The following is a 15,374-nucleotide window of genomic DNA, read 5'->3' as shown; positions in this document are numbered from 1 at the left end:
CAGCATCAGACAGGGTGTATAGAAAGCCCATGTCCTGCTGAATGGGCAGACAAAACGGGCAAGCCCCTACTGTGCTTGCCCGCTTTGATTACATATCAGAAAAAAGTTAGAATTTATTCCGGGTTCATTTCTTTGGCACATACCATATAATAGTGCCGTCCGTTGGCGCTGGTTTCGTACTCCGCCAGTTTTTCCAGCGAGGAAGCCTTTAGGTGCAATACTTCCTCTTTTGCTGAATTCCCATTGGATAAAAGTAAATCGCATAGTTCCAGACACCATTGGTATTCTTGGTGGGAAAGGGCTGTTTTGGCCGCGTCCAAAACAGTCTGCACGCCGCCGATTAACGCAATCATCTTTTGTGAATGTTCTTCGGGGGACAGGGGGTGCAAATGCGTGGGGTTCCCGTCGAACCATCCCAGGTAAGCCGAGTAAATGGACCGTATCGTCCATTCCACACAGCCATAATGCTCTGCCAGATAGGGAAGACCTGCATATTCGGGGGGTAATTGTATATCAGCCGCCAACTGATCCGCAGTCTTTCCCGCGTTCATTCCCTCCAACGTTTGCGTCAGAATATATTCAAATGCATTTCTGAAATTCCCCAAGGTGCTGCTGATGGTTTTATGTCCCAGAATCGCCGCCGTGTGTCCCGGCAGGAGACACTCAGCCGGATAGGACATCAGTACGTCAATACTGTGAATCCATGCCGCAAGATCACGGTATTGCCCTCCGCGGATCGCATAGAGGTTGGGAAAACAGCCGTAGAAATTATCCCCGCAGCACAACACCTTTTTCTGCGGCAGCCAAATCATTATTTCTTCTTCCGATTCTCCGGGGAGACGAACCATTTCCAACTGTACGCCGTCGATTTCACGGCTTACCTTGTCTTGTTCATAAAGAGTGGTGGGCAAAACAAAGGCACGGTGTTCTCCGTGGGTAATCCCTTCACGGGGACCGATGCCCTGTGAAATTGCTTCTTGGTCGGTAAGGGGATAGCCAAATTGCCGTGCCCCCCGCAGATTTTGAATATCCTGTAAAAGCCCGGTTTTTTCTAAGGCTGGAGCCGCCGGCGCAAAGGCGATGACCTCCGGCCTGCTATCCATAAAAGCTCCTGCGCCGCCCCGGTGGTCAGGATGGCCGTGGGTGTAGATGATTGTACCGACTTCTTTTTTTGTATTTTGCCGGATCAGGTCCAGCAGCTGTTCCCCTCGCTCCCGTGTATCCAATGTGTCAATCAAAATAACGCTGGAACCCGCTTCAATAAAAATGGCGTTGCTGTGTCCCAATCCCAAAACAAACCATACGCCCTTTGTCACTTCAGTTATGGTTTGTTTATAGTTCTTATTCGTAAAGTCCTGTAATTGTTGATGCCCATTTTGTATCAGCATAAGCCCTTATACCTCCTAATCTAATTGCCCAAGAATGCCTAAAACAATCTCCGCGGATATTTCAGAGGCCGCTTCGCAGTTCTGGTCAAAGGTTTCGATGCCCTGATGCGTAACGGTATCCGTAATGGTCCGCACTGCCAGAAATGGAATGCGGTTTACATAGCAGACATGGGCAACGCCGGCCGTTTCCATGTCTGTGGAGAGGGGGTCAAATTTCTGATTGATTTCCTCTCTTTTTTCATCTTCAATAAATTGCTCCCCGGTAACCATGGTTCCAAACAGAACAGGATGTTTTGACGTCCGGCTATAGGCTCTGGCTATGGCGCACAACTCCTGATCTGCTAAAAAATAATTTGATTTCAGCCATGGGTGAAAGCCCGTCAGAATATCATCGGCCACATCATGGTAAATCACCCGTTCCGAGATTACAGTATCAAAAAGCTGCACCCCTTCCTTCATCCCGCCTGCGGTTCCTGCGTTGATGATTAAGTCCACATGGAACATATCGATCAAAAGCTGGGCCGCAATGGCGGCGTTTACTTTGCAGACGCCGCTGTATACGGCGGACACATTCACATGATTTATGGTTCCCGTATGGAATTTAAGCATTGCCTTTTCTGTAATTTGCTGCCCTTTCATATGTTCTAAAAAAGGGGCCAGTTCCGTATCGCCGGCGCAAAGAATCCCAATCTTTTTCACCGCATAACCTCCCTGCTGCGTTCAATCAGCTGTTCTCGGCGTATCTGCCAAAGACATTCTTGTTTGCCGCTTTGTTTTATCCATTCTATCACAAATCCGGGAATGTGGAAACAGTGTGTTTACCAGCAGGATATCCAACCCGCCGGATATACGGGACGTGGGGTCAAAACAGCGTACAATTTTATGTTTGTTTGAGTCCTTCTGTTGTAGATGGCAGCAGTTTTATGGTAGAATAATAAAAAACAGCAGGCTTGAAGGAGGTACATAAGATGGTGGAAGTTACTTTGGGGAAAACCGGTATAACGGTGAACAAAAATGGGTTCGGGGCCCTTCCCGTCCAGAGAATACCGAAGGAGGATGCCGTATACCTGATAAAAAAGGCATATGAAGGCGGAATCACGTTCTTTGACACAGCCAGGAATTATACGGACAGTGAGGAAAAGCTGGGAGCCGCCCTTGAGGGAATACGTGACAAGGTGTTTGTCGCAACCAAGACAGCCGCAAAGACTGCGGAGAAATTCAGGGAGGATTTGGAAATTTCCCTGAAAAACCTGAGGACAGACCATGTGGATCTCTATCAATTCCATAATCCTTCCTTCTGTCCAAAGCCGGGAGATGGCACTGGACTGTATGAAGCCATGCTGGAGGCTAAGGAGCAGGGCAAGGTACGCCACATAGGAATCACCAACCACAGGCTGTCAGTGGCCATGGAGGCAATTGATTCAGGCCTTTATGATACACTGCAGTTTCCATTCTGTTATCTGGCCACGGATAAGGATCTGGAGCTGGTTAAACGGTGCAGGGAGGCGGGCATGGGATTCATTGCCATGAAGGCATTATCCGGCGGTCTTATCAATAATTCACGGGCAGCCTACGCGTATTTGGCCCAGTTTGACAATGTGCTTCCGATCTGGGGCGTTCAGAGAGAGCGGGAGCTGGATGAATTCCTGTCTTACGTAGGAAATCCTCCTGAAATGACAGACGAGATACGGGCAGTGATTGATAAGGACAGGGAAGAGCTTCTGGGAGAATTTTGCAGAGGCTGCGGATACTGTATGCCATGTCCCGTGGGCATTGAAATCAACAACTGTGCCAGGATGTCCCTTATGATACGCAGAGCCCCTTCCGCAGCCTGGCTGACACCGGACGCACAGGAGAAAATGAAGAAGATTGAACAGTGTCTCCACTGCAACCAGTGCAAGGGAAAATGTCCCTATAACCTGGACACGCCCGCACTGCTGGAGAAGAACCTGAAGGATTATCAGGAGATTCTGGACGGGAAGGAATATTAGAGGAAGCAGAAAAAGAAAATAAACGGCGGTAAAGTAAAAGGAAACAGCGCCCCGCTGCCATTGCAGGCAGCGGAAGCGCTGTTTTTATAAAGCCATTACGGTTGGTGGCAGAAACTAATTGCGGTATCGGTTAAGGCAGGCGAAAATCTCCTGTATTCTGGGCATGGAAAAGCCGCAGGCCGCATAGGAGCTGTCTCCCACGGCTGCCAGTCCGCCTTTTTGTATCTCCTTAAGCAGCATGGCAACCGTATCCTTTAGCGTGTACCGCTCCAGCAGCTGGTGTTCCACACAGTAGCGCAGCATCTGTGCCAGGGAGTTGGTCTGTTCAGAGTCAATGAGCTGCTCCACGAACCGGAGGTCCACAGGGGACTTGCCGATTTGAAGGGAATCCTTTCCGTATACCTTGACCTTGATACGCTCATCGCGGCCGCCGTCGCGGGGGCCTCTGCCCCTGTAATTCCCCCTGTTTGATGAGGCATAATTTCCCGGTGCAGTCTGGGAACCGCCCTTATTGCTTAACAGTTTGCGCCCGCCGGACGGAAGAAGAAAGCCGGGGGCGGAGGTGATGGGCTCAACACCGTAGCCGGAACAGAAGGCCTTGGTCTTATCCGTAATGTCCAGTGGTTCATAGCAGTCCATCTGGAGGATGGTATCTGCAATATAGAAATATGCGCCTGAACTTCCCGCCACCATGACAGTTGAAATGCCTGATTTTTCATACAAATCCCTGGCTCTCTCAATGAATGGGGTAATGGGCTCCTGGTCCCGGCTGATGATTTTCTGCATCAGATCATCCCTGACCATGAAGTTGGTGGCGGAGGTGTCCTCGTCAATCAGAAAGACACGGCTTCCGGCCTCAATCCCTTCGATGACAGCGGCTGCCTGGGAGGTGCTGCCGCTGGCATCCTCAGTGGAGAAGCAGTGGGTGTCTTTTTTGTTGGGCAGATCGTTGATAAACAGGGAGATGTCCACATTCTGGACGCTTCGGCCGTCCTCTGCCCGCAGCTTCATGGCAGTGGAATCAGTGATGACATATTTCCGTCCATCCCCGGCCACATGGTTGTAGACGCCGGACTCCAGTGCCTTTAACAGAGTGGATTTGCCGTGATATCCGCCTCCCACAATCAGGGTAATGCCTCTGCAAAGACCCATGCCGGTAATTCTGCCGCCATGGGGAAGGTTTAATTCCATCCTGAGGGAATCCGGAGACTGGAAGGGGACGCTGCCCTTCATGGGACGGCTGGAAATGCCGCTTTCCCTGGGAAGGATGGAGCCGTCTGCCACAAAGGAGACAAGTCCCAGGCGTTCCAGCTCACAACGGATGAAATACTGGTCTTCCGCCAGGTCTGACACGGCCTTTACCTCCTGGGCCGGCCTGTTTTTATAGTAAAATACAGTTTTGACGCACCTGGGCAGGAAGTCAAACAGGATCTTAATCAGTTCACCGGAATTAATGGTCCTGCCGTTGGCCGGAAAACCTGCCTCAAAGCGGGCCGTTATGCCCTTAATACTGCATTCGCAGGCTGTCCGGCTGAGAATCTCAGGCCCTGGATGGCTGGTGGCTATCAGGCCGCTTTTGCCGGAACCCTTTGCCTTAAAATTGTATTTGGCGATCTCCTGGCAGAACTGCCTGACCAGATAATCCTCCAGGGCAGTCTGCTTGTGGGGGGCGTCAAAATATCCGCTGGGGTAGGCGGCCCTCTGGAGCGGAATAAATACACTTAATTTGGAAGGGGACGCAAAGGGATCTCCCTGTACATGGTCGATGGAAAGTACATAATCCGTAAAGTCATATGAACCCCGCGTATCTTTATAGGCCGGATACCCTTTCCGGTCAATGGATTCCAGTAATCGTCTCAGGTCTTGTGCTGATTTCATGATGATGCTTCACCTCTTCACCTGCGCCGCCAGGCCGGAATTCCATTCCGGTCTGCCTTTTGACAGGCTCCTTTTTCTGTATTTGCTTTCTATATTTTATAGCAGGTCCGGCAAAAATGCAACCGGGAAGAGCTGTCTGCCCATCCTTCTGCCCGTCCCCCACGGGATTAGGCAGCGTTGAAGCCCGCCCTATTTTATGATATGATAGCATAAGACGGCGCCGGGGACAGGAGCGGAATATCAGAGGTACACGGGTCCCCGGACAGCCTTATGAATGACAGGAGTGAAGATTGGATATGGACCAGCAGAAGAAGGATTTGTTAGAGGCGCTTTCCGGCGCGGAAAAGGTACTTATAGGCATCGGAGGGGAGTGGAGATTAAGGGATGACGGTAGAGATGTGCGCCTGCGCAGTCTGGGGGATCCGGTACAGAAGGAGCTGCGGGAAGCTTACGCGGTCCTGTGGAGCCTGGTCAGGGACAAGGACTATTATGTGGTTACCACTGTGACAGACGGAGCTGTCTATGACACGGATTTTGACAGCGGGCGGGTGGTGGCTCCCTGCGGAAATATCCATTGGAGGCAGTGTTCCAAAGCCTGTACCAAGGATATATGGGAAGAGGGTGAGGTGCCGGATGATATCTGCCCTCATTGCAGGGCACCCCTGACAGGCAATACGGTTGAGGCAGAGACTTACATAGAGGAAGGCTACCTGCCAAGGTGGGAGGCATACAAGAAATGGCAGACAGGAACCCTGAACCGCAGGCTGGTTATCCTGGAACTGGGAGAGGGATTTAAGACACCTACCGTTATGCGGTGGCCATTTGAGAAGATAGGTTTTTTCAACCAGAAATCAGTATTTTACAGAATACATGAAACCTTTTTCCAGATACCCAAGGAAACGGGAGAGCGGGCCGCGGGAATCCAGGCAGATTCAGTTGCCTTTATCCGCGGACTGGCAGATATTTAAGTGATTATAAAAACAAGTTGCCTTTATCACGTTACAATGCTAAAATATTAAATCATAGGAACGAGGTTGAATGTATGATTGCCATTATTGATTACGACGCAGGAAACCTGCGCAGTGTGGAAAAAGCCCTGCTTTCACTGGGGGAAACGCCTGTCATAACCAGGGACAGGAAAACGATACTCAAAGCGGACAAGGTCATTCTGCCGGGGGTGGGCTCCTTTGGCGATGCCATGGGAAAGCTGGAGCAGTATGGTCTGGTGGATGTGATTCATGAGACAGTGGACCAGGGAACTCCGTTTCTGGGTATCTGCCTGGGACTGCAGCTTCTATTTGCGGGCAGTGAGGAGTGCCAGGGGGCTGCCGGCCTGGGCATCCTTCCGGGAAAGATACTTAAGATACCGGAGCATCCCGGACTTAAGATTCCGCATATGGGCTGGAATTCACTGAAGATAAGGCCGGAAGCAAAGCTTTTCCGCGGGATTGAGGACGGATCCTATGTTTACTTTGTCCATTCCTATTATTTGAAGGCAGAGGATGAGTCCATTGTGGCAGCTTCCACGGAGTACGGCACCGTAATCCACGCTTCCGTAGAACGGGAAAATGTGTTTGCATGCCAGTTCCACCCGGAGAAAAGCGGAGAGGTGGGCCTTGCTATTCTTAAGAATTTCATCGGACTGTAAAAGTCCTGCGCTGTCTGAACGGGGATACCGGAGGCAGCGCCATACCAATTAAAACAGGAGATAGGAGAGGCGATATGTTTACCAAAAGAATCATACCATGCCTGGACGTGAACAATGGACGGGTGGTAAAAGGCGTAAATTTTGTGAACCTGCGGGACGCAGGGGACCCGGTGGAGATAGCCGCGGCTTATGACAGGGCAGGGGCAGACGAACTGGTATTTCTGGATATCACGGCATCCTCGGACAACCGCCGTACTGTGGTGGACATGGTGCGCAAGGTGGCGGAGACTGTTTTTATTCCGTTTACTGTGGGCGGCGGCATACGTACAGTGGAAGACTTCCGCATGCTTCTCAGGGAAGGCGCGGATAAGATATCCATTAATTCTTCAGCCATTGACAATCCCCGTCTTATCAGTGACGCGGCGGATAAGTTCGGCCGCCAATGTGTGGTGGTAGCCATAGACGCCAGGCGCAGGGCTGATGGAAAGGGCTGGAATATTTACAAGCACGGCGGACGTGTGGATGTGGGGACCGATGCCCTGGAGTGGGCCATGGAGGCAGACCGCCTGGGAGCGGGAGAGATACTGCTCACCAGCATGGACTGCGACGGAACCAGGAACGGATATGACAACGAACTGACTTCACTTATAGCATCCCATGTATCCGTACCTGTTATTGCCTCGGGAGGCGCCGGAAATAAGGAACATTTCTATGATGCGCTGACAAAGGGCGGAGCGGACGCTGCCCTGGCCGCCTCTCTGTTTCATTATAAGGAACTGGAGATACGGGATCTTAAGAAGTACCTGTGGGAGAGAGGGATTGCCGTAAGGATGTAGGGCGGGCGCAATCCCGGCTCTCTTAATTATTTTGTCGATATCCGTTGTTTCCTGCCGTTTCCTATGCTAAAATATGAAAATGTGAATTTATATTGTTGAAAAGGAGAAGCAGGATATGGCCGCTATTACAAATGACTGGCTGGGGCCCTTAAGCAGCGAGTTTAAGAAGCCCTATTATAAAGAACTGTATAAGACAGTAAAGCATGAATATGAGACTAAAAGGGTGTTTCCTGAACCGGATGATATCTTTAACGCATTTGCATTTACACCGCTGGCGGATGTAAAGGTAGTGATTCTGGGGCAGGATCCTTACCACAATTATGGTCAGGCCCATGGCCTGTGTTTTTCAGTAAAGCCGGACGTGGATATTCCTCCCTCACTGGTGAACATTTACCAGGAGCTTCACGATGATTTGGGGTGTTATATACCGAATAACGGTTATCTGAAAAAGTGGGCTGACCAGGGGGTCATGCTGTTAAATACAGTGCTCACAGTGAGAGCCCACCAGGCCAATTCCCACCGGGACATTGGATGGGAGAAGTTTACGGATGCAGCCATAGGCATTCTTAACCAGCAGGACAGACCCATGGTGTTTATTTTATGGGGACGTCCGGCCCAGACCAAGAAGGCAATGCTGAACAATCCCAGGCATTTAATCCTGGAAGCGCCCCACCCAAGTCCCTTGTCCGCATCCAGGGGATTTTTCGGCAGCAGGCCCTTCAGCAAGACCAATGCATTTTTGACAGAGCACGGCCTTACTCCTGTTGACTGGCAGATTGAGAATATATAAAACAGGTATAGGGATAGATAAGAATACATAAAATGTACAGCAGGCAGGGGCTTCTGCGGCAGGATGGCAGCAGGGGCCGGATGCCGGAAGGCGTCAGGGAATGGAGACTGTCTGCGGTAAGGAGAATTTATGAGTTTAGTTGAAGTGTTAAAAATCATTGTATTGGGAATTGTGGAAGGGTTCACGGAGTGGCTTCCTATCAGCAGCACCGGTCATATGATTCTGGTGGATGAAATCATACACCTGAACCAGCCGGACGCGTTTAAGGACGTGTTTCTGGTGGTGATTCAGTTAGGGGCCATCCTGGCTGTGGTTGTCATGTTTTTTCACAAGCTGAATCCCTTTAGCCCCAGCAAGTCCAGCCGGCAGAAGGATGCCACCTGGGCCCTCTGGATTAAAATTATCATTGCCTGTGTTCCGGCAGCCATTCTGGGACTTTTGCTGGATGACTGGATGGAGGCCCATTTGTTTAACGCCTATGTGGTGGCAGCGGCCCTGATTGTATACGGCGTACTTTTTATTGTACTTGAGAACAGCAGCGTGTGTACCAATCCCAGGTTTAACAAGGTGGGACAGATCTCAGCCAAGACAGCGTTCCTCATTGGCATGGTACAGCTTCTGGCTTTGATTCCGGGAACCTCCCGTTCCGGTTCCACCATACTGGGCGCCATGGTCCTGGGCTGTTCCAGGGCTGCCGCGGCAGAGTTTTCATTTTTCCTGGGAATCCCGGTTATGTTTGGAGCCAGTCTGCTGAAAATTGTGAAGTATTTCCTGGCAGGAAATGTGTTTACGGGACCGCAGATTTTCTATACCATACTGGGAATGCTGATTGCCTTTGTGGTTTCTATTTATTCCATTCAGTTCCTTATGAGCTATGTCCGAAAGCATGATTTTAAGTTCTTTGGATATTACAGAATTATTCTGGGTGTGATTGTGCTGGCATACTTTGGGATTACGGCGCTGGCCAGCTAGGGATGAAAACCGGGAGCAAAGACCAGAAGCAAAAAAACCAGAAGCAAAGACCAGAAGCAAAAACAGAAGCGTGATCATAAATATAAAGAATGGTTCACAGAATGGAAAAGGGCCTGCCATGCAAAACGCATGGCAGGCTCTTTTCCGGGCTCATATTTCGTTTGGGTTATAGTATGGTCCTAGTCCAGATTATCCGCAATCTCGTACAGCAGCCGCTCCGTATCATCCCATCCCAGGCAGGGATCGGTGATGGACTTGCCGTAGCAGTGTTCCCCGATTTTCTGGCTGCCGGGCTCAATGTAGCTCTCAATCATAAGGCCCTTTACCAGATTCTTGATATCGCCGGAGTGGCGGCGGCTGTGGAGCACTTCCTTGGCTATACGAATTTGTTCATGGTACTGCTTGTTGGAGTTGGCGTGGTTGGTATCCACGATGCAGGCAGGATTCTGTAACCCGCGCTTATTATAAAGGTCAAATAAAAGCTTCAAATCTTCATAGTGGTAGTTGGGGTTGCACTGGCCCCTCTTGTTTACAGCCCCCCGCAGGATAGTGTGGGTCAGAGGATTGCCGGGGCACTGCACTTCAAAGCCGCGGAAGATAAAGTCGTGGGGAAGCTGGGCAGCCACCACGGAATTCAGCATGACTGTCAGGTCGCCGCTGGTAGGGTTCTTCATGCCTACGGGCACATCGCAGCCGCTGGCTACCAGCCGGTGAAACTGGTTCTCCACGGAACGGGCGCCTACCGCCACATAGGACATCATGTCTGAGAGATAGTTCATGTTTTCAGGATAAAGCATTTCATCTGCAGTGGAGAAACCTGTCTCCCGCAGCACCCTCATGTGCATATGGCGGATAGCCAGAATTCCTTCAAACATATCAGGCCGCTTCTCAGGATCGGGCTGATGTATCATTCCCATATATCCCTCGCCGGTGGTTCTGGGCTTGTTGGTGTAGACCCGGGGAATAATAATTAGCTTGTCCTTTGTTTTTTCCTGGATTTTCACAAGGCGTCCGGCGTAATCACATACAGATTCCTCGTTGTCAGCTGAGCAGGGGCCGATGATGACAACAAACTTGCCGCTTTCACCGGTAAATACCCTTTTTATTTCCTCGTCCCGTGCGTGTTTGATTTCTGCCAGCTCTGGGGCCAGCGGGAATTGCTCCCGGATTTCTGCCGGCGTAGGCAGCTTATTGATGAATGTGAATCCCATTTTTTCGTCCTCCCATTATGTAAACACCGGACTGCGGTGTAAGATACATTTCAATGCTTCATTATAGTATAGAAAACCGGATTCGTAAATAGTGAATCCCACGAAAATATTGACAATAAGGTGTTTTCCAAGTATAAATAGATACATGACTGTTGCAGGAGATTAACGTGTGAGATGAAGAATGATAAGAGACAGACAGCGGGAACCATAATGGCCCTGGTAGGCGGAACCTGCTGGGGATTTTCGGGCTGCTGCGGGCAGTATTTGTTTGAACAGAAGGGAATCGAGGCGCCGTGGCTGGTGGCTGTCAGGCTGTTTTTTGCAGGCATTATACTGGTGCTGGCAGGATTTAAGCTTCACGGCAGGGAGAATCTGAGGGTGTTCCGGAAAAAAAGGGATACCATCCACTTGCTGGCATTTGCTATTTTCGGCATTACCTTCTGCCAGTTTACATATTTTATGGCAATCCAGGCATCCAACGCGGGAACGGCAACCGTACTCCAGTACCTGTCGCCCATTCTGATTCTGGCAGTGGTGTGCATGCGGGAGCTGCGGCTTCCCAAGGGGCTTGAGCTGGCAGCCATCGGTCTGTCTTTGTTTGGCACCTTTGTCATCGGAACCCACGGGGACATACATTCCTTCCACATTACGGGGGAGGCCCTGTTCTGGGGGCTTTTGGCAGCTGTGAGCTCCATGATTTATACTATTATACCAGGAGGTCTTATCCTGAAATATGACATATACCAGGTGCTGGGATTCGGCATGTTTTTTGGCGGGATTGCCATGGGAGCCGTGGTTCAGCCCTGGAATTACGGGGTGGTCTGGGATGCAGGTACACTGGGAGCGCTGGCAGGCGTGGTGGTGGTGGGCACTGCCATTGCATTTGGCCTGTACCTTCAGGGCGTCAGCATGATTGGACCCTTAAAGGGCAGCATCATGGGAAGCGTGGAGCCGGTATCCGCGGTGGTCATATCCGTGTTCTGGCTGGGAACCCGGTTTACGCTGCCTGATTTTCTGGGATTTGCCCTGATACTGGGAGCTGTGTTCGTGCTTACCTTTGCACACCGCTGATTCCCTTTGCATACGGCTGATGATTCCCTTTACATATGGCTGATTAACTCTTGACAAACCGGGAGAGTCTGTCTATAATGGTCATAATTTCATGAATTGGCTATGACGGGAACAAGTAGTAGCCTGCAGGAACAGACAGAAAGCAGCCGGATGATGAGAGGCGCATGGAAAGCAGGTCATGAATACATCCCTGAGCTTCGCACCCAACAGCGCTGCTTCATATAACAGCCTTAGTAGGCTGCGACGGGTCCTGCATCCGTTATCGTGCTAGAGTATACGGGCGTTTGGCCAGAGCCTGGCGCCAGTACTCGAAGAGGCAGGCAGCGTGAGCTGTCTGTGAACATCAGGTGGTAACACGGGGCTTACGGGCTTCGTCCTTTTGAGAAAGGGCGGGGCTTTTTTTCGTTCAGAAAGGGAAAATCGTGTCGGCGGTATGCCCTGTGCCCCTGCTGCCCCTGTATAAAAAATGTAAGAATCAAGCCCTTGCATGAAAGCAGAAGTATGGTAAAATAAAGAAAGTAAGAAGAGGAGAGAATCACCATGCAGATTTATGAAGAACTGGTTGCCAGAGGCCTTATTGCCCAGGTGACCAACGAAGAAGAAATTAAGAAAATGGTCAACGAGGGAAAGGCCGTATTCTATATCGGTTTTGACCCGACAGCTGACAGCCTCCATGTAGGCCACTTTATGGCGCTCTGCCTGATGAAGCGTCTTCAGATGGCAGGCAACAAGCCGATTGCCCTGATTGGCGGAGGCACGGGCATGATTGGCGACCCGTCGGGACGCTCTGATATGCGCACCATGATGACGCCTGAAATCATCCAGCATAACTGTGACTGTTTTAAAAAGCAGATGAGCCGTTTCATTGATTTCTCAGAGGGAAAGGCCATGATGGTGAACAATGCGGAGTGGCTCATGGGCCTTAACTATATTGAGTTCCTCAGGGAAGTGGGACCTCATTTTTCCGTCAACAACATGCTGCGGGCTGAATGCTACAAGCAGAGGATGGAAAAGGGCTTAAGCTTCCTGGAATTCAACTACATGATTATGCAGAGCTATGATTTCTATGAGCTGTTCAAACGGTACGGCTGCAACATGCAGTTTGGCGGCGATGACCAGTGGAGCAACATGCTGGGCGGAACAGAACTGATTCGCCGCAAGCTGGGCAAGGATGCACATGCCATGACCATTACCCTGCTTCTGAATTCTGAGGGCAAGAAGATGGGTAAGACACAGTCCGGCGCAGTATGGCTGGATCCTGAGAAGACATCACCCTTTGATTTCTACCAGTACTGGAGGAATGTGGGGGATTCCGATGTGCTTAAGTGCCTGCGCATGCTTACCTTCCTTCCGCTGGAGCAGATTGACGAGATGGATCAGTGGGAAGGAAGCCGGTTAAACCAGGCAAAGGAGATACTGGCATTCGAGCTTACAAAGCTGGTGCACGGCGAGGAAGAAGCAGCCAAAGCGCAGGAAGGCGCCAGGGCCCTGTTTGCGGCAGGAGCGAGCACCGAGAACATGCCTACTTTTGAACTTTCAGAAGAGGATTTTACAGATGGAACCATTGATATCTTAAGCATTCTTAACAAGTCCGGCCTGGCAGCTTCCCGTTCTGAGGCCAGAAGGAACGTGGAACAGGGCGGTGTGTCCGTGGACGGAAATCCTGTAAAGGATATCAAGGCCGTATTCTCCAGGGAACAGTTTGCCGGAGATGGCGTGGTCGTTAAGCGCGGCAAGAAGAATTTCAAGAAGATTATATTGAAATAATGGCTGGCGGATGCGCCGGGAATTCACCCTGGATGTCATCATGAGTAGTCCAAAGGTTTGAGAGGAGGGTACCGGATGAGACGGTATATGTCTGTTAAGCGGTTAGGCGCGCTGGTTCTGGCGGCAGTGCTCAGTGTGTCAGCTGCATTTGTCTCAGAGGCAGCGGCTTCGTATAAGACTGAGGTGCCTGTTACCCTGCATTTGGATGTTAACAGCAGAAGGACCACGATTTATGACGGATATTCGTCCTATCTGCTGGGGTACAGGGTATCGGAATACGATACGTTCACAGTTACAAAGGACAAAAGTGATGTGGACCTGAATGAAGTGACACTGAATTATTATCTTGTCACCTATAGGGGCGAGACCCAGAAGTATCTGGAGTGTACGGTGTACGGTTTAAAGGAAGGGACCCATTACCCTGTAATCCGGCCTGAGACCGTTGAAAAAGAGCGGTCCGCTGAGGGGGATTATAATTATCTGGATCAATGTTATATGGTAGAGTTTTGTTATCAGGATAAAAAGGAGAGCCGGTATTTCATGCTGCTTCCTGAGGAGGACATGAGCAACTACCGGAACATCCTGCTGGGCAAATGGAACAAGGATATGCGCGGCTGGAGGTATCTGTATCAGGATGAATACCTTACATCCTGGGCCATGATAAACGACAAGTGGTATTTTTTCAACACAGACGGCTATATGCAGACCGGCTGGCTGGAATATAAGGGACAGTGGTATTATATGGACCCTGAAAACGGAGTGATGCAGACGAACCGCACCATTGACGGTTACCAGCTGGACAGCAGCGGCGTCAGAATCTGAGACCGGGAAGGCTTAAGTTTCTGAGCCTGGGAACAGGATTTCAGACAGGAAAAGGATAATAAAAAGACAGTGGGGCAGCGTATTCCGAGAGGACGCTGCCCCGCCGTCTTTGCGCAGGTATGGCGGAATGGGAAGGTAAGGATGGTCTGCCGGATACTTATGTTTCGCTTACCCGAACAAAATCCCCAGGTGCTCCAGCAGTATCTTGAATCCCATGAGAATGAGGATGGCGCCGCCTGCCAGCTCGGCCTTGGATTTATAGCGGCATCCAAATGCGTTGCCTGCCTTTACGCCGGCCACGGACAGAAAGAAGGTGACGCTTCCGATAAAGGATACGGCGGGGAGGATGTCGACATTCAGGAAGGCAAAGGTCACGCCCACGGCCAGTGCATCAATGCTGGTGGCAATGGCCAGAAGCACCATGTTTTTAACATCCAGATCCGGGTTCGGACATTCCTCGTCTTTGCTGAAGGATTCTTTTATCATGTTTGCGCCGATAACAGCCAGCAGGATGAAGGCCACCCAGTGGTCGTAAGCACGTATGGCCAGGCTGAAGCTGGAACCCAGGAAATATCCGAACAAAGGCATGGCGGCCTGGAATCCGCCGAAGTACAGCCCAACCAAAAGGGCGCCCTTCCAGTTCATTTTGGGCATGGCCAGGCCCTTACAGACAGATACCGCAAACGCGTCCATGGACAGCCCCACGGCGATGACAAACAGTTCAGCTAATGACATAATGATTCCTCCCTGGTGATGTTTTAATATATGGATTGTGGTATAAAAAAAGACCCACCTACAGCCTTGGAATGCTGTAGATAAGTCTCATTGTTTCAAATAAAGCCAGATAGAAACTATCAGTATGTTGACCTTATTACATGCCCGGCAGGGCGGGGCATGCCAATTACTCCCTTATCACTTGCTCCATTTTAAAGGACGGGCCGGGAAATGTCAAGAAAATTCGCAGGTTTTCATGGCCTTTTAACCCATTGTAAAAAACGCG

14 protein-coding genes are annotated in these 15,374 nt (G+C 50.5%); 9 read left to right on the top strand and 5 right to left on the bottom strand.

The window, feature by feature from the left end; all coding sequences use genetic code 11:
- Positions 1 to 113 precede the first annotated feature (113 nt).
- Both CGC65_RS21330 and CGC65_RS21325 read right to left on the bottom strand, forming a co-directional pair.
- On the bottom strand, positions 114 to 1,388 hold the full coding sequence (locus CGC65_RS21330) for an alkyl/aryl-sulfatase (protein WP_002569752.1): 1,275 nt from the start codon (positions 1,386 to 1,388) through the stop codon (positions 114 to 116).
- 15 nt (positions 1,389 to 1,403) lie between these two features.
- The gene (locus CGC65_RS21325; protein WP_002569751.1) at positions 1,404 to 2,087 is read right to left on the bottom strand and encodes a 5'-methylthioadenosine/adenosylhomocysteine nucleosidase; all 684 of its coding nucleotides are present in this window, start codon (positions 2,085 to 2,087) and stop codon (positions 1,404 to 1,406) included.
- Positions 2,088 to 2,356: 269 nt separating this feature from the next.
- On the opposite strand from CGC65_RS21325, the gene CGC65_RS21320 reads away from it, so the two are divergent.
- Positions 2,357 to 3,379: an aldo/keto reductase gene (locus CGC65_RS21320; RefSeq protein WP_002569750.1), complete on the top strand. Its 1,023-nt coding sequence runs from the start codon at positions 2,357 to 2,359 to the stop codon at positions 3,377 to 3,379.
- 114 nt (positions 3,380 to 3,493) lie between these two features.
- Here CGC65_RS21320 and CGC65_RS21315 read toward each other — a convergent pair whose 3' ends face one another.
- On the bottom strand, positions 3,494 to 5,257 hold the full coding sequence (locus CGC65_RS21315; protein WP_002569749.1) for an ABC-ATPase domain-containing protein: 1,764 nt from the start codon (positions 5,255 to 5,257) through the stop codon (positions 3,494 to 3,496).
- Positions 5,258 to 5,553: 296 nt separating this feature from the next.
- On the opposite strand from CGC65_RS21315, the gene CGC65_RS21305 reads away from it, so the two are divergent.
- From CGC65_RS21305 to CGC65_RS21285, 5 genes are all read left to right on the top strand, one after another.
- A complete protein-coding gene (locus tag CGC65_RS21305) occupies positions 5,554 to 6,225 on the top strand; it encodes a hypothetical protein (protein ID WP_002569748.1) in 672 nt (223 codons plus the stop codon).
- 74 nt (positions 6,226 to 6,299) lie between these two features.
- Entirely contained in the window at positions 6,300 to 6,905 is a 606-nt protein-coding gene (gene hisH / locus CGC65_RS21300) for an imidazole glycerol phosphate synthase subunit HisH (protein WP_002569747.1), read from the top strand.
- 74 nt (positions 6,906 to 6,979) lie between these two features.
- Positions 6,980 to 7,741, top strand: coding sequence for an imidazole glycerol phosphate synthase subunit HisF (hisF, locus tag CGC65_RS21295; RefSeq protein ID WP_002569746.1), 762 nt, complete (start codon positions 6,980 to 6,982; stop codon positions 7,739 to 7,741).
- 115 nt (positions 7,742 to 7,856) lie between these two features.
- Complete coding sequence (locus CGC65_RS21290; RefSeq protein WP_002569745.1) at positions 7,857 to 8,531, top strand: uracil-DNA glycosylase; 675 nt, start codon at positions 7,857 to 7,859, stop codon at positions 8,529 to 8,531.
- 129 nt (positions 8,532 to 8,660) lie between these two features.
- Complete coding sequence (locus CGC65_RS21285) at positions 8,661 to 9,503, top strand: undecaprenyl-diphosphate phosphatase (RefSeq protein ID WP_002569744.1); 843 nt, start codon at positions 8,661 to 8,663, stop codon at positions 9,501 to 9,503.
- Positions 9,504 to 9,682: 179 nt separating this feature from the next.
- Here the strand turns inward: CGC65_RS21285 and CGC65_RS21280 are convergent, their stop codons facing one another.
- Positions 9,683 to 10,714 (bottom strand): 3-deoxy-7-phosphoheptulonate synthase, encoded by a 1,032-nt coding sequence (locus tag CGC65_RS21280; RefSeq protein WP_002569743.1) that lies wholly within the window; start codon positions 10,712 to 10,714, stop codon positions 9,683 to 9,685.
- Positions 10,715 to 10,888: 174 nt separating this feature from the next.
- Between CGC65_RS21280 and CGC65_RS21275 the strand changes: the two genes are divergently transcribed.
- The 3 genes from CGC65_RS21275 to CGC65_RS21265 all read left to right on the top strand — a co-directional run bounded on the left by CGC65_RS21275 (position 10,889) and on the right by CGC65_RS21265 (position 14,374).
- Positions 10,889 to 11,785: an EamA family transporter gene (locus CGC65_RS21275; protein ID WP_002569742.1), complete on the top strand. Its 897-nt coding sequence runs from the start codon at positions 10,889 to 10,891 to the stop codon at positions 11,783 to 11,785.
- 540 nt (positions 11,786 to 12,325) lie between these two features.
- Entirely contained in the window at positions 12,326 to 13,552 is a 1,227-nt protein-coding gene (gene tyrS / locus CGC65_RS21270) for a tyrosine--tRNA ligase (protein WP_002569741.1), read from the top strand.
- 75 nt (positions 13,553 to 13,627) lie between these two features.
- Complete coding sequence (locus CGC65_RS21265; protein WP_002569740.1) at positions 13,628 to 14,374, top strand: hypothetical protein; 747 nt, start codon at positions 13,628 to 13,630, stop codon at positions 14,372 to 14,374.
- Positions 14,375 to 14,542: 168 nt separating this feature from the next.
- On the opposite strand, the gene CGC65_RS21260 is transcribed toward CGC65_RS21265, so the two are convergent.
- Entirely contained in the window at positions 14,543 to 15,109 is a 567-nt protein-coding gene (locus tag CGC65_RS21260) for a manganese efflux pump MntP (RefSeq protein ID WP_002569739.1), read from the bottom strand.
- Positions 15,110 to 15,374 lie beyond the last annotated feature (265 nt).

The organism is Enterocloster bolteae (assembly GCF_002234575.2).
Lineage (GTDB): Bacteria > Bacillota > Clostridia > Lachnospirales > Lachnospiraceae > Enterocloster > Enterocloster bolteae.
The sequence above is the reverse complement of the archived record's forward strand: the minus strand, read 5'-3'. Positions and strand labels throughout refer to the sequence as shown.

Coding starts and splice junctions, on each gene's coding strand:
- CGC65_RS21330 (WP_002569752.1), bottom strand. CDS start 1,388: ATGCTGATACAAAATGGGCATCAACAATTACAGGACTTTACGAATAAG.
- CGC65_RS21320 (WP_002569750.1), top strand. CDS start 2,357: ATGGTGGAAGTTACTTTGGGGAAAACCGGTATAACGGTGAACAAAAAT.
- CGC65_RS21315 (WP_002569749.1), bottom strand. CDS start 5,257: ATGAAATCAGCACAAGACCTGAGACGATTACTGGAATCCATTGACCGG.
- CGC65_RS21305 (WP_002569748.1), top strand. CDS start 5,554: ATGGACCAGCAGAAGAAGGATTTGTTAGAGGCGCTTTCCGGCGCGGAA.
- hisH (WP_002569747.1), top strand. CDS start 6,300: ATGATTGCCATTATTGATTACGACGCAGGAAACCTGCGCAGTGTGGAA.
- hisF (WP_002569746.1), top strand. CDS start 6,980: ATGTTTACCAAAAGAATCATACCATGCCTGGACGTGAACAATGGACGG.
- CGC65_RS21290 (WP_002569745.1), top strand. CDS start 7,857: ATGGCCGCTATTACAAATGACTGGCTGGGGCCCTTAAGCAGCGAGTTT.
- CGC65_RS21285 (WP_002569744.1), top strand. CDS start 8,661: ATGAGTTTAGTTGAAGTGTTAAAAATCATTGTATTGGGAATTGTGGAA.
- CGC65_RS21280 (WP_002569743.1), bottom strand. CDS start 10,714: ATGGGATTCACATTCATCAATAAGCTGCCTACGCCGGCAGAAATCCGG.
- CGC65_RS21275 (WP_002569742.1), top strand. CDS start 10,889: ATGAAGAATGATAAGAGACAGACAGCGGGAACCATAATGGCCCTGGTA.
- tyrS (WP_002569741.1), top strand. CDS start 12,326: ATGCAGATTTATGAAGAACTGGTTGCCAGAGGCCTTATTGCCCAGGTG.
- CGC65_RS21265 (WP_002569740.1), top strand. CDS start 13,628: ATGAGACGGTATATGTCTGTTAAGCGGTTAGGCGCGCTGGTTCTGGCG.
- CGC65_RS21260 (WP_002569739.1), bottom strand. CDS start 15,109: ATGTCATTAGCTGAACTGTTTGTCATCGCCGTGGGGCTGTCCATGGAC.